We start from the raw sequence: 19,968 nt of genomic DNA on the forward strand, positions 1-19,968 counted from the left end.
ATGCAAGGTCATCCTTCATCCCTCATCCTTCATCCCTCATCCTTCGGCGCGAAGCGCCGCCGCGCCTCTGCCCTCATGCTCGTGATGGCCGCCATCATCCTGATGTCCGTCACCGTCATGGGCGTGGTCGAGTTCATGCGCTACAGCCTTGAAGAAACCGGCAACGACGCCCGTGAATTCCGCGCCATGCACCTCGCCGAAAGTGGCATCGCCCTCGGCCTCAGCCCCCAGCTTCAACCCGGCGACCCCGTCCTCAAACAAACCATTGGCACCGACAGCGGCTTCGAAGTCGTCATCTCGTCCGAAGGTGCCCGCATCCCCCTCGTCTCCATCACCGACGAAAACCTTCTCAACGGCCTCTATGAATTGTTCATCGACTGGGGCCTCTCCCCCACCGACTCCCGCACCGTCGTCGACTCCCTCGCCGACTGGGTCGACACCGACGACAACCCCCGCTCCCAAGGAGCCGAATCCGACTACTACCGCGGCCTCGGTTACGAAAACTTTCCCCGCCAGCAAGAATTCAACTCCCTCGAGGAACTCCCCCTCGTTCGCAACTGGAACCTCATCGAAGCCATCAAACCCGACTGGCGCAACTACTTCAGCGTCAACGGCGACGGCTTCATCGACCTCAACTACGCCCCCGCCGACGTGTTGATCGCCATCCTCGGCAGCGAAGAGTCCAATGCCGAAAACCTCATCCGCGAACGCAACGGACCCGACGGACTCCCCAACACCGAAGACGACGTCAAACTCACTCTCAACCATGCCCGCTCCCTCCTCAACCTCGACCAGGAACGCTTCACCCAGCTCAGCACCCTCATCACTGTCGACCACCTCACCCGCCGCATCGAAAGCACCGGTCGTATCGGCGAAGCCACCACCAAAGTCACCGTCATCGCCCGCCGCCAGTCCGACGGCTCCCTCAACTATCTCGCCCGCATCGAAGAATAACCTTCATCCTACCGGTTTCATCCTTCATCCTTCCGCCTTCATCCTTTTAGAACATGTCCAGTGCCACCAGCTTCCTCATGCCCGACGCCGCCCCGACCTGGCAGCTTTGGAAATCGCTGCATGGCAGCAACCCCACCCCCCCCCACACCCCCTCCGAATGCCGTCAAAACGGCAAACCTCTTGTCGTCGGCCTTCCCGCCACCGCCTGTCGCACCGTCGGACTTATCCTTCCCGATGCTCCCCCCGACCTCATCCCCTCCATGGTCGAGGCCCAGCTTGAGAAACGCGGCATCTCCATCACGAAACTCCCCCAACCAAACTTCGCCTGGCACCAACTTGGCCATCAGCCCGGTCAAACCCTCATCAGCGTCGACGTCCTCCCCGCCCCCTTCCCCGCCGAACTCGTCGTCTCCCATGCCAGCAACTACACCGCCGCCCTGCGCATGATGCAACTCCCCGCCGATGAACTCATCATCGTGCAGGAGCAGGACCAAATCGTCCTCGCCCTCGGTCATCTCGGCAAACTCTGGCACAGCCACATCATCGGCACCACCGCCACCCCCACCGAAGACCTCGCCCGCGAAATCGCCATCGCCCAACTCGCCCTCGAAACCACCGCCGCCACCCCGCTCAACGGCATCCTCCTCATCGGCAGCCACCTTGCCCAACTCCAGCGCACCCTCCAGCCCCTGCTCGCCCTCCCCCTCAAAACCGGCACCCAGCTCGAGCCCAACCGCTCCTTCAAAACCGACCCCGCGCAGCGACTCCTCCCCGCCGCCGTTCACCAGTCGCAACATCGAGGCGTCCGTCGCCGGCAAATCATCCTCGCCCTGCTCACTCTCGCCGTCCTCTACGCCGCCCTCTTCTTCCTCGCCTGGCTCAACCTCACCTCCCTTGAAGATCGCAAAGCCGCCCTTCAAGCCGAAATCAACACCACCGGTCCTCCCGCCGCCGCCGTCCGCACCACTGCCCAACGCTGGCGCTCCCTCGAAGCCGCCATCGACATCCAGCGTTACCCCATCGTCCAGCTCACCCACATCACCGCCCTCCTTCCCCCCAGCGGCATCCAAATTAAAAAATACATCGCCAAACCCGCCGAAATCGACATCGAAGGCGACGCCCGCGACGCCCAATCCGCCACCCAACTCCTCGAAGACCTGAAAAAGCACGCCCAGCTCAGTCGTTTCACCTGGTCCATGCCCGTCCCCGCCGTCCGCAACAACATCGCCACCTTCAAAATCCAAGGAAAACTTCAGTGAAGTGACGTGCTGACCTTCTATTTGATCTTCCCATGGACTCCATTCGCAATGATGACATTCCACCAGTGGTGCCCGAGAGAACTGAAGCACTCATCGAACTCGCCAAAGAAATCCGATCTCCGATCATCAAGCCTTCACCCTATGAAATCTTTTCCACTGTGTTTCAATGCATCCTCCATGGCGTTCTCTGGATTGTCGCTTCGCGTCTAAATGACACTTTCAGTGCCGCGATACAATTCTTGATCGTGCTATCCATGATCTTCACCGTGAAGTCCATCAACGTGAGGCCAAATGATCGCCGATGGGATGCCTTGCTCAAATTATTGCGTGTCGAAACGCAATCTGTTCCTCGCCAGAAATCATCGATCACAGATCATCAATCATAAATTTTTCATGTCCCGCTCCCTCAACCCACGCGAAAAACGGCTCCTCATCGCCGTCCTCGCCACCTTGTTTCTCACCTTCAACTTCCTCGTCATCCGCGAATTCACCAATCGTCGCGCCGCCACCAGCACCGGACTCACCCAGCTCACCGAACAAGTCGCCTCCAACAAAGTCTGGCTCGGCGACCGCGCCTTCTGGGAAAAACGCAAAGCCTGGCTCGACCAAAACATGCCCTACACCGAGTCCGCCGGACGCTCCCAAGGCCAGCTCCTCGAAGACCTGCAAACCAGCGCGCTCGACCTCGGCCTTGCCGTCACCAACACCACCCTCCTCGAACCCCTCGCCCTCGACCACGCCAATGAAGTCGGCGTCACCCTCCGTCTGCGCGGTGACCAGGACATCCTCCTCCGCTGGCTCCTCACCCTCCAGTCCCCCGAAAAATTCCAGGCCATCAAATCCATCGAACTTGAACTCGACGCCCGCGCCCGTGAAACCACTCCGCAAGCCCAGTGCAACTTAACCGTCGCACGCTGGTTCAATCCCACGCCCCCCCCCGGCCAGCCCACGCCCGCCGCTGAACCCGCACCTGCAACCACACCCGAAGCCGATCCCGCCCCCACCGAAGAAGAACCCGTCAATCCCCTCGACCTCGGCTCGCCCATCTAACTCACTCTTGCCCATGAAGCCCTTCATCATCATTCTCTTATCCTTTAGCCTTTATCCTTTAGCCTTTCCCCAAGACCCCGACCTCCCCCAGCCCTTCAACCCCGCCATGGCCGAGCCCCCGCTCGCCTCCCCCCCCTTCACCCGCTCGGTCAATCTCTCGGACAAACTCGTCCTCACCGGCATCGCCTTCATCGAAGGCAAACCCGTCGCCACCATCCTCGACACCGAGAAAAAACAAAGCTACGTCCTCTCCGAAGAACCCAACGCCGAAGGCTGGAAACTCGCCGAAACCAGCGCCACCATCCAGCTCGACCGCACCCAGGCCAAAATCATGGTCGGAGGCGAGATCGTCACCGTCCGCTACAGCAAAACCCAGCTCACCCCCGAGAACACCAAAGGCGCCCGTCCCGGCGGCGAAGGCGATCGCGGCCGGGGTGATCGCGGCGACCGTGGCGACCGACGCGAGAGCCGACGCGGCCCCGACCCCGAAACCCGCGCCCGCTTCGAAGCCCTTCCCGAAGACGCCCGCCGCAAACTTTTTGAAGAAATGCGCGAAAACCGCGACCGCCTCCAAGGCATGTCCGACACCGAACGCTCCGACTACTTCAAGCGTCAGCTCGAACGCGCCGAACGCCGCGCCCGCGAATAGCGCCTCTTCTTCACTTCCGACTTCCCACTTCCGACATCCCACTTCCGACTTTTCATGTCCCACCCATTCCCCTGCCTCTCCGCAATTTTTCTCCTTCTCGCCCCCGCCCTTCACGCGCAAATCCGTGAAAGCGCCATCAACCAGCCCACCGCCACCAACCCTCGCGAGTTCCGTCTCGTCCAAAACATTCCCCTCGCTGACCGCCCGCCCACCTCCCTTCTCGTTCAGGTCCAGAATCCCCCTCCCACCCCTGACGCCAACGCCCCTGCCGAACCACCCCCCGGCCCCGGCGGTCCCGGCATGGGCGGGCCTCGCGGAGGTTTTGGTGGCTTCGGCGGACCACGCGGCGGTGGCAGCAGTTCCAGCGACGAAACCTTCCGCATCGACGGCGACAAAGTCTCCCTACAGTTCCCCAACAATTCCATCATCGACATCCTCGGCATCTACGAGCGACTCACCAACAAAACCCTCATCAAAGACACCTCCATCTTTGAAGGCCAGACCATCAGCCTCGTCACGCCCCAGCCCGTCGAAAAAGGCGAAGCCATCAAACTCATCGAGGCCTCCCTGCTCACCAACGGCTACGCCATCGTCGCCGATCCCGACGGCAAAAGCGCCCGCATCCTTCCCACCCGCACCCAAGGGGCCGCCACCACCCAGTTTTCCCAGGGCGTCCTCTTCTACCAAAGCGCCAACGACCTTCCCGACAACGAAACCATCGTCAGCTACTTCATGCCCCTGGCCAACCTTGACCCCGTCGAAGCCGCCGAAATGCTCGGTGCCCATGTCGGCCTCAGCGTCTACGGCCGCATCACCCCCGTCCTCAATCCGCCCGGCCTGCTCCTCACCGAAAGCTCCAACATCGTCAAACAGCTCGTCAGCATCAAGGAAGTGATCGACACCCCCAGCACCACCAGCTCGCTGGTTACCAAATTCATCCCCCTTAAATACGCCGACGCCGCCACCGTCGCTCAAATTGTCCAAGCCACGATCGACGCCCAGACCACCGACAGCATCGAGAAAGGCATCACCACCATCCGTGGTGGCTCTCCCCAACAGACCCAACAACGAGGCAGCGATCGCGACCGCCAGCAACAGTCCCAACAACCCCAGTCCGCCCCCCAGTCAGGCAACCAAACCTCCTCTTCGAAAATCACTCCCGAACCCCGCGCCCAGTCCCAAGTCGTCGCCGACTCCCGACTCAACCAGATCCTCATTGTCGCCGAACCCGAAGACTACGCCTACATCAGCAGCCTCATCCTCGAATTCGACAAACCCGTCGACGTCCCCGAACCCTACGAACGCAAACTCAAAAACATCTTCTCCCTCGACGTCGTTTCCGTCCTCGCCGACCTCCTCAAAGACACCACCGCCAGCACCCAGCTTCCCGGCGGCGGCACCCTCACCCAACAGCAACAACAGCTCGTCAGCAGCAACCAGCTCGTCACCGGTCGCACCGCCACCAGCACCCGAGGCGGCACCTTCAGCGGAGCCACTGGCGGCGGCACCACCACTGATACTGGCGGCGTCAACAGCCGGCCCGACCAGCTCATCGAACCCGAGGAAGACAACGCCCCCGTCTCCGTCCTCGTCAACAAAACCCGCATCATTGCCGACCCATTGGCAAATGCCATCCTCGTGATTGGACCCAAGGAAGACCAGGACAAAGTTAACCTCATCCTCGACAAACTCGATCGCAAACCACCACAAGTTTACCTCGCCACCGTCATCGGCCAGCTCACCCTTGGCGATGGTTATGAATTCGGCATCGACTACCTCCAGAAATTCACCAGAACTGGTTCCAATAGCGGCCTCACCAGCAGCCTCATCTCCACCCGCGACGACATCATTACCAGCAACAACGTCAGCGACATCACCACCAACCTCATCACCTCCGCCATCGGCAACGCCAACGGCTTCAATGTCTACGGCCAGATCGGAGAAACCGTCGACGCCTTCGTCAACGCTCTTGAAACCACCAACAACTTCAAGGTCCTCTCCCGCCCCAGCGTCTTTGCCCTCAACAACAAAAAAGCCTCCATCACCAGCGGCCAGTCCATCCCCGTCCCCTCCCAGTCGATCACCAATTCCAACAACACCGGCAACGGCAGCGGCAACGTCACCACCACCATCGAATACAAAGACGTCGTCCTCAAACTCGAAGTCATTCCCCTGATCAATCCCGACGGCGATGTCACCCTCAAAATCGCCCAGGTCAACGACACCGTCGTCGGCAGCCAGATCGTCGACAACAACAGCATCCCCATCATCGGCACCGAACAACTCCTCACCACCGCCACCGTCCAAACCGGAAACACCATCGTGCTCGGTGGACTCATCACCGAACAGGACAACACCACCACCGAAGGCATCCCTGTCATCAGCCGCATCCCCGGGGTCGGCCGACTCTTCAAAAACGACGTCACCAGCAAAGAGCGCAAAGAACTCATCGTCTTCATCCAGCCCATCGTCGTCGACGGCCACAACGACCTCGCCCGCACCAGCGCCGCCGAAGACCTTCGCACCAAAGTCGGAGCCGACGCCGCCCAGGCCTTCCCTCAACGCGTCACCACCCCCGCCCCCACCTCCATCGACCTCCCCGCCTCCGACCCCGAACCCGTCAAACGCAAACGCTGGTTCAACTTCGGCCGCTAAATAAAACACGCGTTTTTCTCGAGGGGAGCACACGGATCGCTTTGCGGCTTCGCAGCTTGCGTGTCGTTCTCGGCATCTTGCCGAGAACCCGGACGCGAAGCGCCCTTCAGTCCGGCGTCCCCTCAACTGGCCAACAAACATCACCAGCAAGCGCCCCCCATCCCGACACGTTCCCTCAATCACCATGCGCACCCTAATCCTCCTGACTTTCCTCGCCCCGTTTCTCCTGCACGCTGCGGAACCCAATCTCCCCCTCGTCGACCTCTCACAGGAGACCAACCGCCACATCACCATCGCCGCCGGCACCGAACAAACCTATCAAGGGCACCCCACCACCGTCCTGATGCCCGACAACAAAACCATCTTCGCCGTCTGGTGCATCAACCACGGTGGCCCCGCCGGTCCCATGGCCCGCAGCGACGACGGAGGCCTCACCTGGACCCGACTCGACGACACTCTCCCGCCCAATTACAAAACCCATCAAAACTGCCCCAGCATCTACCGACTCGTCGATCAAGTCGGCAAAGCCCGCCTCTGGGTGTTCTCCGCTGCCCTCGGCCAACGCGGTGGCCCCGGCATGCCCAGCATCATGAGCGAAGACGATGGCAAAACCTGGAAAGAAATGCCGCCGCTCAACCTCCCCTGCGTCATGACCTTCAGCAGCATTGTTCAACTCAAAGACGGCAGCCACCTCGGCCTTTACCACAAAGGCCCCGATGGCCAGGACAAAGCCCCGCTCGAAGTCCTGCAAACCATCACCAAAGACGGCGGCTTCACCTGGTCGGAGCCCAAAATCGTCGCCACCGTGAAAGACAAAAACCCCTGTGAACCCTTCGTCTTCCGTTCTCCCGACGGCACCGAACTCTGCGCCCTCCTTCGCGAAAACACCCACAAAGGCAACAGCCTCGTCATGTTCAGCAAAGACGAAGGCCAAACCTGGAGCACTCCCATCGACACTCCTTGGGGTCTCACCGGCGACCGCCACATCGGCCAACAACTCCCCGATGGCCGCCTCATCTTCACCTTTCGCGACATGGCCATCAACAGCCCCACCAAAGGCCACTTCATCGCCTGGGTCGGCAACTACGAAGACATCAAAAACAGCAGCCCCGGCCAATACCGCATCAAGCTCCTTCACAGCCACGCCGAAAAAGTTCACGACTGCGGTTACCCTGGTTTTGAACTTCTCCCCGACGGCACCCTCGTCGCCACCACCTACATCAAATACGCCCCCGGCCCCGAAAAACACTCCATCATCAGCACCCGCTTCAAAATCTCCGAAACCGATGCGCTCTCAAAACCATAAACCCTCAGTTTAGTTTCCGTGTGTTTTGTCGTTCATCTTAAATTCTATCCACTATCATTGGTTGAGATGATCTCATTCAGCAAGTAGGCGCTGATACAACTGAAAATCCCCGTCGCTGAAGCAGCAAAAGGTGACTTTCTGAAGATGTTTTGTGTTAGTCATATAATCAGATACCGTTCGGTAAGCAATCTCTGCAGCCACCTTTGAGGGGAAACGATAGATGCCAGTGCTGATGCAAGGAAACGCGATAGTTGAAAGGGAATTCATTTCCGCAATCTCTAGCGATCGAAGATAACAAGATGCGAGCAAATCAGATTCACCGGAACCACCACCATTCCAGACCGGTCCCACCGTGTGAATGATGAATCGAGCGGGTAATCGATAGCCTTTGGTGAATTTGGCTTCGCCGACCTTGCAACCACCTCGCAACCGACACTCATGAACAAGATCTGGACCGGCCGCCCTATGGATAGCTCCGTCTACCCCTCCTCCGCCCAACAAAGACGAATTCGCTGCGTTTACGATGGCGTCCACAGAAAGCTTTGTGATATCGCCTTGCCATGCGGAGAGCTTCATTACTTGCAAAAAAAAGTCATGGTCCTAGCTAGCTTTTCACTTACCCCATCACCTCCTCACGCCTTCTTCGGCAAACACCCCACGCAATACTCCTCGCCGTCCACCCCAACGCGGAACTCCTGCTTTGGATCCGTCACATCCGTCTTGCCACAAACCGCACATTTAAAAAAATGCTCTCCGTCCGGGATCTTCGCTGAGTCAAACTTCGCACGCCGACTGCTCACCTCTGCGCGCTGCCCCATGCCCTTCACTGTCGCAGGACCAAACGCCACCAAAAAATTCACTATTGAAAACAAAATCGGCAGCCGGTCCGATGGCACACTGATGAAGTTCAGCAACAACAACGCCCCCGCGATCATCCCCAGATATTTCACCTTCACCGGCAGCACAAAAAACACCAGCAACTCCTGGTTCGGATACAGCATCGCAAACGCCAGAAACATCGTCGTGTAAAACGGTGCCCCCTCTGGACTGAATCCAAAAATCAACGCCCCCACCATCACCGCCAGCAACCCGCCCAAAATGTAAAGATTCAACCGAAACGCCCCCCAGGCCTGCTCCAGCGCCCGCCCAATCATCACCATCACCCACACCATCAACAACAACCAGATGGGGCTCGTCGTCGCCGGAACAAAAACCCAGGTCACCAGCCGCCACACCTCGCCCGCAAAAACGCGGCCCCTGTCCAGCACCAGAAACTGAAAAAATTCCGGCTGAATGAGCAACATCACCCACACCGCCACCTGGAACCCCGCCAGAATGTTCACCAAACCAGGGATTGCGAAGCGTCCGAATTTCGACTCGAGAGTATTGATTAAAGGCATCGAACCACACCCCTAGCGCAAAACCTCATCAACGCCACCTCATTCCATTCAACCACGTTGAAGCACGTTTGACAACACCCGCTCCCCCGCCATGTTCGCCACCGTGTCCGACACCGCCGACCTCAAACGCAGCCCTCTGCACGCCGCCCATCTGAAGCTGGCCGCCCGCATGGTCCCGTTTGCCGGTTGGGAAATGCCCGTGCAATACAGCGGAATCGTCGAAGAACACAAAGCCGTGCGCGCGAATGTCGGCGTTTTCGACATCTCCCACATGGGCCAGTTCCTGGTCAGCGGAGCCGATGCCCAGGTCTTCCTCAACCGCGCCCTCACCAACGACATCTCCGTCCTCGCCCCCGGCCAGGGCCAATATACCCTGCTCCTCAACGACCAGGGCGGCGTCATCGATGACCTCATCGCCTACCGCCTCGACAGCGAACTCTATTACCTCGTCGTCAATGCCTCCATGATCGACCCTGATCGCGAGCGTCTCCTTTCCCTGCTTGATCCCAGTGCCGACATCGCTCTGCTCGATCTCAGTCCCGCCACGGGAGGTCTCGCCATCCAGGGTCCCAAAAGCGCCGAAACGCTCTCCCGCGTCCTTCCCGATGTCGCCTTTCCCGAACGCAACACCATCCAGGTCGTCAATACTCCCGAAGGCCAAACTGTGACCCTCTGCGGCACCGGCTACACCGGCGAAAAAGGCTTCGAATTCTTCGCCCCTGCCGAACACATCACCTTTTGGTTCGAGAAATTCGTCGAAGCCGCCCAAGCCGAAGGCGGAATGCCCACCGGACTCGGCTGCCGAGACACCCTGCGCCTCGAAATGGGTTACCCTCTCAATGGCAACGACCTCTCCCCCGACAAAACCCCGCTTGAAGCCGGGCTCGGATTCTTCGTCAGCATGGGCAAACCCGACTTCGCCGGAAAATCCGCCCTCGAAACCCAAAAAAATCACGGTCTCCCCGGCAAACTCACCGGCTTTCGCATGACTGCCCCCAGTCCCCCTCCCCGCGCCCATTACCCCGTCCTCCACGACGGCCAGCCGATTGGAGAAATTTGCAGCGGCGGACTTTCCCCCACCCTCGGTCAAGGCATTGGCATGGCCTATCTCCCACTTCCCCTTGCCAAACCCGGCACCCCCCTACAAATAGAAATCCGTGGCCGACAATATGCTGCGGAAACCGTCAAGAAACCTTTCCATCAACCATCCAACACCTGAGCAATGAGCAAAGTTCCCGATCAGCTACGTTACCGCGAATCCCACGAATGGATCGATCCCACCTCAGGTGCCGTCGGCATCACTGACCACGCCCAGCACGAGCTCACCGACGTTGTTTTCGTTGAACTCCCCAAAGTCGGGGCCGAAGTCGAAGCCGGAGACCAGATCGCCGTGGTCGAGTCCGTCAAGGCCGCCAGCGACATCTACAGTCCCGTCAGCGGAGAAATCATCGCCATCAACGATGAACTCCTCGAAGACCCCTCCCTCATCAACACCGACCCCTACGGCGAAGGCTGGATCTTCGAAATCAAACCCAGCAAAGACGCCGAGCTGAAAATCCTTCTCGACGCCCCTTCCTACCGTCAGCATATCGCTTGATCGGGGGAGACAGAAGACTGGAAGACACAAGACAGAAGACTCCAGCCTTCCAAGCCGACTCAACCCAGCCCAACGCTCCCAACCAAAACCCCTGACCATCAGTTCTTCTGTCTTCTGTCTTTTAGTCTTCCATCTTCTTCCATGATCCCATTTTCACGTCGCCACCTCGGTCCCTCAACCGCCGAAGCGGCGGAAATGGCTCTCACTCTTGGCTGCCCCAAAGTTGAAGACCTCATCGATCAGGTCGTCCCCTCCGGCATTCGCAAAAGAGACCCCCTCAACCTCCCCCCCGCTCTCAGCGAAGAGCACGCCCTGCTTCGCCTCAAAGGCCACATGAGTCAGAACAAGGTGCTCCGATCCTTCATTGGACTCGGATATCACGACACCTTCACGCCCCCCGTCATCCAGCGCAACATCTTCGAAAACCCCGGCTGGTATACCGCTTACACCCCTTACCAGGCCGAAATCTCCCAAGGCCGGCTCGAAGCCCTCCTCAACTACCAGACGATGATCTGCGACCTCACCGGTCTCGACGTCTCCAACTCCTCTCTTCTCGATGAAGGCAGCGCCGCCGCCGAAGCCTGCGCCCTCGCCCTCAATCAAAACCCCAAAAAGAAGTCCATCTTCGTCTCCGATAAGGTCCATGCCCACGTCCTCGACGTCGTGATCACCCGCATGGAACCCCTTGGCATCGAAGTCACCAGCGGCGACATCCTCTCCATCGACTCCACCAACGCCGAGCCCTACGCCGCCCTCATCGCCGCGTATCCCGACACCCTCGGCCACATCCACGACTTCTCGTCCCTCGCCGAAACCATCCACATTGCTGGCGGACTCCTCATCGTCTGCGCCGACCTTCTCGCCCTCACCTTACTCAAACCTCCCGGCGAATTCGGAGCCGACATCTGCGTCGGCAACTCCCAACGCTTCGGTGTCCCCCTCGGTTTCGGCGGACCCCACGCCGCCTTCATGGCCGTCAAAGATCCCCTCAAACGCCGCATGCCCGGTCGTCTTGTCGGCGTCTCCAAAGACTCCCACGGCAACCCCGGCTACCGTCTCTCCCTGCAAACACGCGAGCAACACATCCGCCGCGAAAAAGCCACCTCCAACATCTGCACCGCCCAGGTGTTGCTCGCCGTCATGGCCAGCATGTATGCCGTCTACCACGGCCCCGAAGGCCTTAAATCGATCGCCACCCACGTCCATCAATCCGCCCACACCCTCGCCGAAGCCCTTAAAAAAGCCGGCTTCAAGATCCACAGCGAAAGCTACTTCGACACCCTCACCATCAACGTCGACGACGCCCAGCTCGTCCTCACCCGTGCCCTCGCCCTCGGCCTCAACTTCCGTCAAAATTCCCCCACCCAAATCACCCTCGCCCTCGACGAACGCGTCACCAACGACGAACTCACCCAAATCCTCAAGGCGTTTGACATAGATGCAAAGCCTCAAAATTTAGCCTTTAGCCCTTATCCTTTAGCCTTTCAGCGCGACAGCGCGTTCCTGACCCACCCCGTCTTCAACACGCATCACACCGAAACCGGCATGATGCGTTACCTGCGCCACCTCGAGCATCAGGACATCGCCCTCAACCGCAGCATGATCCCCCTCGGCTCATGCACCATGAAACTCAACGCCGCCGCTGAAATGATGCCCCTCAGCTGGCCCGAGATTTCCCGACTCCACCCCTTCGTCCCTGCCGACCAATCCACCGGTTACCGGCTCATGTTCGCCGAGCTCGAACAATGGCTCGCCGAATGCACCGGCTTCGCCGCCACCTCCCTTCAGCCCAACGCCGGCTCGCAGGGCGAATACGCCGGTCTCCTCGCCATCTACCACTACCATCGGGCCCGTGGCGAACATCACCGCAACATCTGCCTCATCCCCGTCTCCGCCCACGGCACCAACCCCGCCTCCGCCGTCATGGTTGGCATGAAAGTCGTCCCCGTCATCTGCGACGACATGGGCAACATTGACGTCACCGACCTCAAATCCAAAGCCGAGGCCAACGCCGCGAACCTCGCCGCATTGATGGTCACCTACCCCAGCACCCACGGCGTCTTCGAAGAAACCATCACCGAAATCTGCCAGATCATCCACCGTCACGGCGGCCAGGTCTACATGGACGGCGCCAACATGAACGCCCAGGTCGGCCTTACCTCCCCCGGCCTCATCGGAGCCGATGTCTGCCATCTTAACCTGCACAAAACCTTCTGCATCCCTCACGGCGGTGGCGGACCCGGCGTCGGCCCCATCTGCGTCGCCCAACACCTCGTCCCCTACCTTCCTGGCCATAGCGAACTCCCCAATCCCAGCGGTGCCACCACCTCTGCTCCCTGGGGCAGCGCCAGCATCTGCAACATCTCGTGGATGTATCTTGCCATGATGGGACCAGAAGTCGTCCAAAGCTCCGAGCTCGCCATCCTCAACGCCAACTACATCGCCCAGCGCCTCTCCCCGTATTTCCCCGTCCTCTACACCGGCCGCAACAACCGCGTCGCGCACGAATGCATCCTCGACTTTCGCCAGTTTAAAACCATCACGGTGGAAGACATCGCCAAACGCCTCATCGACTACGGTTTCCACGCCCCCACCATGAGCTGGCCCGTCGGCGGCACCCTCATGATCGAACCCACCGAAAGCGAAACCCGCGCCGAACTTGACCGCTTCTGCGACGCCATGATCAGCATCCACAGCGAGATCGAGTCCGTCGAAACCGGCCTCATCGACGCCGTCGACAACCCCCTCAAAAACGCCCCCCACACCGCCGCCAGCCTCCTCACCGAAACCTGGACCCACCCCTACACCCGCGAAGACGCTGCCTATCCCTTGCCTTGGGTCAAACTAGACAAATACTGGCCCCCCGTCGGCCGCATTGACAACGTTCATGGCGACCGCCACCTCATCTGCACCTGCGAATCGGTTGAAGCCTACGCCACCCAGGCCCCGTGACACAGGCTTGCAGCCTGTGGGTGAGGCAGGCATTTTGCCTGTCGATCCCGTTAGCCCAGCCTATTTTCAACACCGCCCACCCGCCCATTTGAACCTCCCTCCCCCCTCCCCCGCCATCAAGGCGACCCTCATGTTCATCCTCCACGATGAACAAGTCCTTCTCATCCGCAAAAAGCGCGGCTTCGGCATGGGCAAAATCAACGGTCCCGGTGGCAAGCTCGACCCCGGCGAAAGCGAGCTCGACTGCGCCATCCGCGAAACCCAGGAAGAACTTCACGTCACCGCCCTCAACCCCGTCAAACGCGGCGAGCTGATGTTCACCTTCACCGACGGCCTCGCCATGCACGTCGCTGTCTTCATGGCCACCCAGTTCGAGGGCACCGCCACCGAAACCGAGGAAGCCTTCCCCCTCTGGACCCCCATCGACGCCATCCCTTTCGAAAAGATGTGGCAGGACGACCAATACTGGCTCCATCGCATGCTCACCACCACCGCCGACCACTTCCACGGCACCTTCCACTTCGACAGCGACACCATGCTCACCCATCAAGTCGACTGGTCCTAGGTGACACAGGCTTGCAGCCTGTGGGTGGGACAGACATTTTGCCTGTCCGGCAGGGAGCCCAAGCCGGAGCCGTAACACGGGCTTTAAGCCGGTGCGTGCAACGGACATCCTGTCCGTTGTTCATTGCCCCACGTTCCACGTGAAAAATCCCCGTTCTGTGCTACGTATTACTCTGACGTAGCCCCATCATGATTCCCCGTCTCCAAGCCGCCGCCAAAACCCTCTTCTTCCGTGGCACTCCTCTCATCGCCACCGCGTTTCTCTCCGCCCACGCATCAACTCAAGCACAGGCATCCGAACCCGCCAAAACCTTCCCCGCAGACCAGATCGAGTTCTTCGAAAAACACGTCCGCCCCGTCCTCGCCAACAACTGCTACGAATGCCATAACAGCCACCACCAGGAAAACGGCCTGCGCCTCGACAACTACTCTGGCATCCTGCGCGGCTCCGATTACAGCGTCGTCGCCACCCCGGGCAACGCCGCCGCGAGCAAACTTCTCAAGGCCATCAAACATCAGGACGGCGTCACCGCGATGCCCAAAAAAGGCGACAAACTCAGCGATGGCGACATCGCCAACATCGAAAAATGGATCGCCATGGGCATGCCCTGGCCCGCCGAAAAAGATCCCGTCGCCCACGCTGAAAAACCCTCCTGGGAATCCCACTGGTCGTTTCAGAAAATCCAGCAGCCACCCCTTCCAAAAACCACCATTCCCGGCACCTCGCTCGACCAGTTCGTCGCCGCCAAACAAGCCGAAGCCGGTCTCGACTTCGCCCCCGCCGCCGACCGCGCCACCCTTGGCCGCCGTCTCCACCTCACCCTCACCGGCCTCCTCCCCTCCTACGCCGACCTCCAAAAATACGTCAGCGATCCATCCCCCGACGCCACCTCCAAGCTCATCGATCAACTGCTCAACTCCCCCCAATACGGCGTCCGCTGGGCCCGCCACTGGCTGGATGTCGCCCGCTATGCCGACACCGAAGGCTACCGCGCCGGCGGCGTCGACATCCGCTACCCTCACGCCTACACCTACCGCGACTGGGTCGTCAATGCCCTCAACAGCGACCTTCCCTACAACCAGTTCGTCACCCAGCAACTCGCCGCCGACCACCTGCTCGAACCCGGCAAGACCGATCCCTCCCTCGCCGCGCTCGGCTTCCTCACCGTCAACGACTCCTTCCAAGGAGACAACCTCCTGCAAACCGATGACCGCATCGACGTCGTCACTCGCGGCATCCTCGGCCTCACCGTCTCCTGCGCCCGCTGCCACGACCACAAATACGACCCCATCCCCACCAAGGACTACTACGCGTTCTTCAGCATTTTCAACTCCAGCGAAATTCCCGACCAGCTACCCATCATCGGTTTCCCCAACAATCAGCCCGCCGTCGACGCCTACAACTCCAGCGTGGCCGAAGTGGAGAAAGAAAAACAGCAGATGCGCGAGCAGGTCTACAGCGAATTGCGCAATACCGACCGCCTTCGCGACTACCTCGTTTTTGTCCGCAAAGCCTCCGATTTTAAAGACGAGCAATTCCGCGGCGAAGCCGGCAAAGCCCAACTGCGTGACCGTATCGCCCAAGGCCTCGTCGAACTGGTGAAGCGTCACACCGCCACCGACAAACCTCATCCCGTCCTGCTCGCTTGGAAAAAATTCGCCGAACTCCCCGAAGATCAGTTCGCCGCCAAAGCACCCGCCATCAGCGCCGAACTTGCCAAAGCCGACAGCCCCACCAACCCCGTCATTCGCAACGAACTCGCCAAACGCCCCGCCCCCAAATCCTTCGCCGACGTCGCCCAGCTCTACTCCGACATCTTTGTCACCTGCATGACCGGCAAGGAGCCCAACAATCCCGACTGGGAAGCCGTCCGCGCTCTGCTCATGGACAGCAAATCGCCCATGAGCGTCAAGGTCGACGAAATCCAACGCTTCTTCACCCAGAAGGACCGTCTGGAAATGGTCAAACTCGAAAACAAAATCAACAAACTCGACCTCGAATCCCCCGGTGCCCCCCAGCGCGCCATGGTCATGAAAGACCGCGATAAACCGCGCGACGAAAAAGTCATGATCCGCGGCAATCCCGGCCGTCGCGGCGACCCCGCCCCGCGCGGTTACCTCACCATGTTCGGCGGTCAGAAATTCACCAAAGGCAGCGGACGTCTTGAACTCGCCCAAGCCATGACCAGCCGAGACAACCCCCTCACCGCCCGCGTCATCGTCAACCGCGTCTGGGCCCAGCACTTCGGCAAACCTCTCGTTGAACAAACCAGCGACTTCGGCGTAGAAACCCCCGAACCCGTCCAGCTTGCCCTCCTCGACCACCTCGCCGCCAACTTCATGGACAATGGCTGGTCGCTCAAAAAACTCCACCGCCAGATCCTCAACTCCCGCACCTGGCAGCAAAATTCCGTCAGCACGCCTGACAAAGATCTCAAAGATCCAGAGAACCAACTTCTCACCCGCCAGAACCGCCGCCGCCTCGACTACGAAGCCATGCGCGACACCATGCTGCAGACCAGCGAATCCCTCGTCCCCGCCAGCATGGGCGGTCGCCCCACTCCCCACAAAGACAAGGACGCCAACACCCGCCGCAGCGTCTATCTCTTCGTCGACCGCTTCCAGCAGGAAACCGTCCCCGCCATCTTTGACTTCGCCAATCCGGACGCCCACAGCCCCGTCCGCTCCGACACCACCGTCCCGCAGCAAACCCTGTTCCTCATGAACAGCCCCTTTGCACGCGACCAGGCCGATCTCGTCGCCAAAAATACCCCAGTGCAAGGCAGCAACATCGATTCCGAATCCCTCAAAAACCTCTACCGCCGCGTGCTCCTCCGCGACCCCGCCCCCCACGAAATCGAAATCGCCTCCACCTTCATTCACGAAGCCGCCGACCTCCAAACCGGCACCCCCTACACCTGGCAATATGGCTTCGCCGAACTTACCCCCGCCAACGCCACCCCTGATGCCCCCATCAAAATCGGCGACTTCACCTCCTTCAAAAACTTCCGTCACACCAAGCAGGACGGCACCCGCTGGCGTGTCAGCGACACCTACCCTGACAAAGAACGGGGTTACCTCACCATGGAACGCGTCAGCAACAATCAAAAACTCGCCGGTCACACTGGACGCGGCAACACGGCCAACATCCTCCGCTGGGTTGCCCCCATCGACACCACCATCCGCATCGTCGCCCCCTTCAAACACAACACCAAAGGCGGCGATGGCATTCAAACCTACATCCACAGCAGCCGCAGCGGCCTCCTCCAGGAAAAACACCTCAAACCCGATCAAGGCCACGAATTTGTTGTTGAAAATCTTCAGGTCAAAACCGGCGACATCATCACCTTCGCCACTACCCGGGGCGGCAACGAATCCAACGACTCCTATCACTGGACCCCACGCATCGAAATTCAAGACACCCCCAACGCCCCCTTCACCCTCTGGACCGACTCCGCCCGCGACTTCCTCAGCCCCGGCAAATGGCCCATCAACCTCCCCCGCCCGCAAACCCCTCTTTCCCAACTCGCCCACGTCCTCATCATCAGCAACGAGTTCCAGTTCGTAGACTGACATAAAGTCGGAAGTGGGAGGTCGGAAGTCGGAAGTTCAGTGAGAAAAACCCCCTCGAAGCCATGGATACGCAATTTCCAAATGAAATGAAAAAACGCACCAAGGCATTTGCGGTGCGCATCATCTCCATGGTTGACACCTTGCCCAAAAAGATGAGCGCCGACGTCATCGGTCGCCAAGTTCTTCGTGCAGCTACGTCAGTAGGTGCAAATTACCGGGCCGCCTACCGCGCCCGCAGCACCGATGAGTTCCGAGCCAAACTCGGCATCGTTGAAGAAGAAGCTGACGAATCCCTTTTTTTTGGATGGAACTCCTTACCGAGTCCGGCCTCGTAAAACCTGACCGCCTCACCGCGCTCAAGAAAGAAGCAGAAGAAATCCTCGCCATAACCGTATCTTCTATCAAGACCTCGCGTTCCAAAAACCCGAAGCGCACCACGAAACCCGCTCGCCCGAACTAGCACTTTCCGACTTCCGACTTCCGACTTCCCACCTCCGACTTCCGACTTCCGACTTTCCCATGTCTCTTCACGATCATTCGCCCAGCCTCGAACACCACTTCCTGACCCGTCGTCAGCTCCTTAACCGTGTCGGTATGGGTTTCGGCTCGCTCGCCCTCGGCAACCTGCTCGCACCCAACTCCGCCCAGGCCGCGCCGCTCAATCCGCTCGCCGTTCGCAGTTCCCAGTTCGCGCCCAAGGCAAAACGCGTCGTCCACCTCTTCATGAACGGTGGCCCCTCCCACGTCGACACCTTCGATCCCAAGCCCATGCTCACCAAGCATGACGGCAAAATGCTCCCCAATCTCCTCAAGACCGAACGCCCCACCGGCGCCGGTCTCGCCTCCCCCTTCAAATTCCAAAAATACGGAAAAAGCGGACTCGAAATCAGCGAACTCTTCACCAACGTCGCCCAGCATTCCGACGACATCTGCGTCATCCGCTCCATGCAGGCCGATGTCCCCAACCACGAGCCCTCCCTCGGCCTCATGAACTGCGGTGAATCCCGTCTCCACCGCCCCAGCCTCGGTTCCTGGGTCAACTACGGCCTCGGCAGCGAAAACCAAAACCTCCCCGGCTACATCGCGATGTGCCCCGGTGGCATGCCCATCCGACGCACCAAAAACTGGCAGTCCGCCTTCCTGCCCAGCGCCTACCAGGGCACCTACATCAACACCAATCACGAAACCGTCGACAAGCTCGTCGAGTTCATCAAAAACCCCACGCTCGACCGCACCCAGCAACGCCGACAGCTCGACCTCCTCACCGAACTCAACGAAGCCCACCTCGCCGCGCGCCAACACGATCAGCAGCTCGAAGCCCGGGTGCAAAGCTACGAACTCGCCTACCGCATGCAGGTCGAAGCCAGCGACGCCTTTGACATCACCAAGGAACCCCAGTGGGTCCACGAAATGTATGGCATCAAAGCCGGCAACGACGGTGCCTTCGCCCGCCAATGCCTCATCGCCCGCCGTCTCCTCGAACGCGGCGTCCGCTTCCTGCAACTCTGGACCGGCGACGGCCAGCCTTGGGATGACCACGACGAGATCCTCGGCCACAAACCACTCGCCGAACGCACCGACAAACCGATCGCGGCCCTGATGACCGACCTGAAAATGCGAGGTCTTTTCGACGAAACGCTCATCATGTGGGGCGGCGAATTCGGCCGCACTCCCGCTGTTGAACTTCCAACTCCCGGCAGCAACGCCGGCAAACAGCGCGGCCGCGACCACAACCACTACGGTTTCACCACCTGGCTCGCTGGCGGCGGAGTCAAAGGCGGTCATGTCCACGGAGCCACCGACGAATTCGGCTTTGCCGCCGTCGAAAATCCTGTTCACGTTCGCGACCTCCACGCCACCATCCTCGCCCTGCTCGGCTTCGACCATTCCACCTTCACCTACCGCTACGCCGGCCTCGACTACCGCCTCACCGGCGTCACCGACGAAGCCAAAGTCATTCGCGACATCATTGCCTAAGGTGACACAGGCTTGCAGCCTGTGGGTCCGGC

16 protein-coding genes are annotated in these 19,968 nt (G+C 59.9%); 14 read left to right on the forward strand and 2 right to left on the reverse strand.

The genetic code is table 11. From position 1 onward, the window contains the following. The 7 genes from FEM03_RS13990 to FEM03_RS14020 all read left to right on the forward strand — a co-directional run bounded on the left by FEM03_RS13990 (position 1) and on the right by FEM03_RS14020 (position 7,873). Positions 1 to 954: a type II secretion system minor pseudopilin gene (locus tag FEM03_RS13990; RefSeq protein WP_138086893.1), complete on the forward strand. Its 954-nt coding sequence runs from the start codon at positions 1 to 3 to the stop codon at positions 952 to 954. A gap of 53 nt (positions 955 to 1,007) precedes the next feature. After that, a complete protein-coding gene (locus tag FEM03_RS13995) occupies positions 1,008 to 2,213 on the forward strand; it encodes a hypothetical protein (RefSeq protein ID WP_138086894.1) in 1,206 nt (401 codons plus the stop codon). 32 nt (positions 2,214 to 2,245) lie between these two features. Beyond that, positions 2,246 to 2,599: a hypothetical protein gene (locus FEM03_RS14000; RefSeq protein ID WP_138086895.1), complete on the forward strand. Its 354-nt coding sequence runs from the start codon at positions 2,246 to 2,248 to the stop codon at positions 2,597 to 2,599. Between the two features lie 7 nt (positions 2,600 to 2,606). Beyond that, the gene (locus FEM03_RS14005) at positions 2,607 to 3,263 is read left to right on the forward strand and encodes a hypothetical protein (RefSeq protein WP_138086896.1); all 657 of its coding nucleotides are present in this window, start codon (positions 2,607 to 2,609) and stop codon (positions 3,261 to 3,263) included. A 13-nt stretch (positions 3,264 to 3,276) separates the two neighbouring features. After that, entirely contained in the window at positions 3,277 to 3,912 is a 636-nt protein-coding gene (locus tag FEM03_RS14010; RefSeq protein ID WP_138086897.1) for a hypothetical protein, read from the forward strand. Between the two features lie 54 nt (positions 3,913 to 3,966). Continuing rightward, positions 3,967 to 6,567 carry a secretin N-terminal domain-containing protein gene (locus FEM03_RS14015; RefSeq protein ID WP_138086898.1) on the forward strand — a complete coding sequence of 867 codons (2,601 nt, stop codon included), beginning with the start codon at positions 3,967 to 3,969 and terminating at the stop codon, positions 6,565 to 6,567. 184 nt (positions 6,568 to 6,751) lie between these two features. After that, a complete protein-coding gene (locus tag FEM03_RS14020; protein WP_138086899.1) occupies positions 6,752 to 7,873 on the forward strand; it encodes a sialidase family protein in 1,122 nt (373 codons plus the stop codon). A 72-nt stretch (positions 7,874 to 7,945) separates the two neighbouring features. Here the strand turns inward: FEM03_RS14020 and FEM03_RS14025 are convergent, their stop codons facing one another. Continuing rightward, positions 7,946 to 8,449: an O-acetyl-ADP-ribose deacetylase gene (locus FEM03_RS14025; protein WP_138086900.1), complete on the reverse strand. Its 504-nt coding sequence runs from the start codon at positions 8,447 to 8,449 to the stop codon at positions 7,946 to 7,948. Positions 8,450 to 8,505: 56 nt separating this feature from the next. Beyond that, positions 8,506 to 9,273 carry a hypothetical protein gene (locus tag FEM03_RS14030; RefSeq protein WP_138086901.1) on the reverse strand — a complete coding sequence of 256 codons (768 nt, stop codon included), beginning with the start codon at positions 9,271 to 9,273 and terminating at the stop codon, positions 8,506 to 8,508. Between the two features lie 91 nt (positions 9,274 to 9,364). Between FEM03_RS14030 and gcvT the strand changes: the two genes are divergently transcribed. From gcvT to FEM03_RS14065, 7 genes are all read left to right on the forward strand, one after another. Next, positions 9,365 to 10,492 (forward strand): glycine cleavage system aminomethyltransferase GcvT, encoded by a 1,128-nt coding sequence (gene gcvT, locus FEM03_RS14035; RefSeq protein ID WP_138086902.1) that lies wholly within the window; start codon positions 9,365 to 9,367, stop codon positions 10,490 to 10,492. 3 nt (positions 10,493 to 10,495) lie between these two features. Further along, the gene (gene gcvH, locus FEM03_RS14040; RefSeq protein ID WP_138086903.1) at positions 10,496 to 10,870 is read left to right on the forward strand and encodes a glycine cleavage system protein GcvH; all 375 of its coding nucleotides are present in this window, start codon (positions 10,496 to 10,498) and stop codon (positions 10,868 to 10,870) included. Between the two features lie 141 nt (positions 10,871 to 11,011). Further along, on the forward strand, positions 11,012 to 13,822 hold the full coding sequence (gene gcvP, locus FEM03_RS14045) for an aminomethyl-transferring glycine dehydrogenase (RefSeq protein WP_138086904.1): 2,811 nt from the start codon (positions 11,012 to 11,014) through the stop codon (positions 13,820 to 13,822). An 88-nt stretch (positions 13,823 to 13,910) separates the two neighbouring features. Then, complete coding sequence (locus tag FEM03_RS25615) at positions 13,911 to 14,387, forward strand: 8-oxo-dGTP diphosphatase (RefSeq protein ID WP_276609656.1); 477 nt, start codon at positions 13,911 to 13,913, stop codon at positions 14,385 to 14,387. A gap of 188 nt (positions 14,388 to 14,575) precedes the next feature. Next, positions 14,576 to 17,959 (forward strand): PSD1 and planctomycete cytochrome C domain-containing protein, encoded by a 3,384-nt coding sequence (locus FEM03_RS14055; RefSeq protein WP_138086905.1) that lies wholly within the window; start codon positions 14,576 to 14,578, stop codon positions 17,957 to 17,959. 86 nt (positions 17,960 to 18,045) lie between these two features. After that, positions 18,046 to 18,294, forward strand: a complete 249-nt coding sequence (locus tag FEM03_RS24770) for a four helix bundle protein (RefSeq protein ID WP_206171005.1) — start codon at positions 18,046 to 18,048, stop codon at positions 18,292 to 18,294. Between the two features lie 184 nt (positions 18,295 to 18,478). Then, complete coding sequence (locus FEM03_RS14065; RefSeq protein WP_138086906.1) at positions 18,479 to 19,936, forward strand: DUF1501 domain-containing protein; 1,458 nt, start codon at positions 18,479 to 18,481, stop codon at positions 19,934 to 19,936. Positions 19,937 to 19,968: the final 32 nt, after the last annotated feature.

Origin of the sequence: Phragmitibacter flavus (assembly GCF_005780165.1) — a bacterium.
Taxonomy (GTDB): domain Bacteria; phylum Verrucomicrobiota; class Verrucomicrobiia; order Verrucomicrobiales; family Verrucomicrobiaceae; genus Phragmitibacter; species Phragmitibacter flavus.

What these genes read in the sequence shown, in the direction of transcription:
- FEM03_RS14000 (WP_138086895.1), top strand. Translation starts at nt 2,246, where the DNA reads ATGGACTCCATTCGCAATGATGACATTCCACCAGTGGTGCCCGAGAGA.
- gcvP (WP_138086904.1), top strand. Translation starts at nt 11,012, where the DNA reads ATGATCCCATTTTCACGTCGCCACCTCGGTCCCTCAACCGCCGAAGCG.
- FEM03_RS14055 (WP_138086905.1), top strand. Translation starts at nt 14,576, where the DNA reads ATGATTCCCCGTCTCCAAGCCGCCGCCAAAACCCTCTTCTTCCGTGGC.
- FEM03_RS14030 (WP_138086901.1), bottom strand. Translation starts at nt 9,273, where the DNA reads ATGCCTTTAATCAATACTCTCGAGTCGAAATTCGGACGCTTCGCAATC.
- FEM03_RS13990 (WP_138086893.1), top strand. Translation starts at nt 1, where the DNA reads ATGCAAGGTCATCCTTCATCCCTCATCCTTCATCCCTCATCCTTCGGC.
- FEM03_RS14065 (WP_138086906.1), top strand. Translation starts at nt 18,479, where the DNA reads ATGTCTCTTCACGATCATTCGCCCAGCCTCGAACACCACTTCCTGACC.
- FEM03_RS14010 (WP_138086897.1), top strand. Translation starts at nt 3,277, where the DNA reads ATGAAGCCCTTCATCATCATTCTCTTATCCTTTAGCCTTTATCCTTTA.
- FEM03_RS14005 (WP_138086896.1), top strand. Translation starts at nt 2,607, where the DNA reads ATGTCCCGCTCCCTCAACCCACGCGAAAAACGGCTCCTCATCGCCGTC.
- FEM03_RS24770 (WP_206171005.1), top strand. Translation starts at nt 18,046, where the DNA reads ATGAAAAAACGCACCAAGGCATTTGCGGTGCGCATCATCTCCATGGTT.
- FEM03_RS14025 (WP_138086900.1), bottom strand. Translation starts at nt 8,449, where the DNA reads ATGAAGCTCTCCGCATGGCAAGGCGATATCACAAAGCTTTCTGTGGAC.
- FEM03_RS14015 (WP_138086898.1), top strand. Translation starts at nt 3,967, where the DNA reads ATGTCCCACCCATTCCCCTGCCTCTCCGCAATTTTTCTCCTTCTCGCC.
- gcvH (WP_138086903.1), top strand. Translation starts at nt 10,496, where the DNA reads ATGAGCAAAGTTCCCGATCAGCTACGTTACCGCGAATCCCACGAATGG.
- FEM03_RS14020 (WP_138086899.1), top strand. Translation starts at nt 6,752, where the DNA reads ATGCGCACCCTAATCCTCCTGACTTTCCTCGCCCCGTTTCTCCTGCAC.
- FEM03_RS13995 (WP_138086894.1), top strand. Translation starts at nt 1,008, where the DNA reads ATGTCCAGTGCCACCAGCTTCCTCATGCCCGACGCCGCCCCGACCTGG.
- gcvT (WP_138086902.1), top strand. Translation starts at nt 9,365, where the DNA reads ATGTTCGCCACCGTGTCCGACACCGCCGACCTCAAACGCAGCCCTCTG.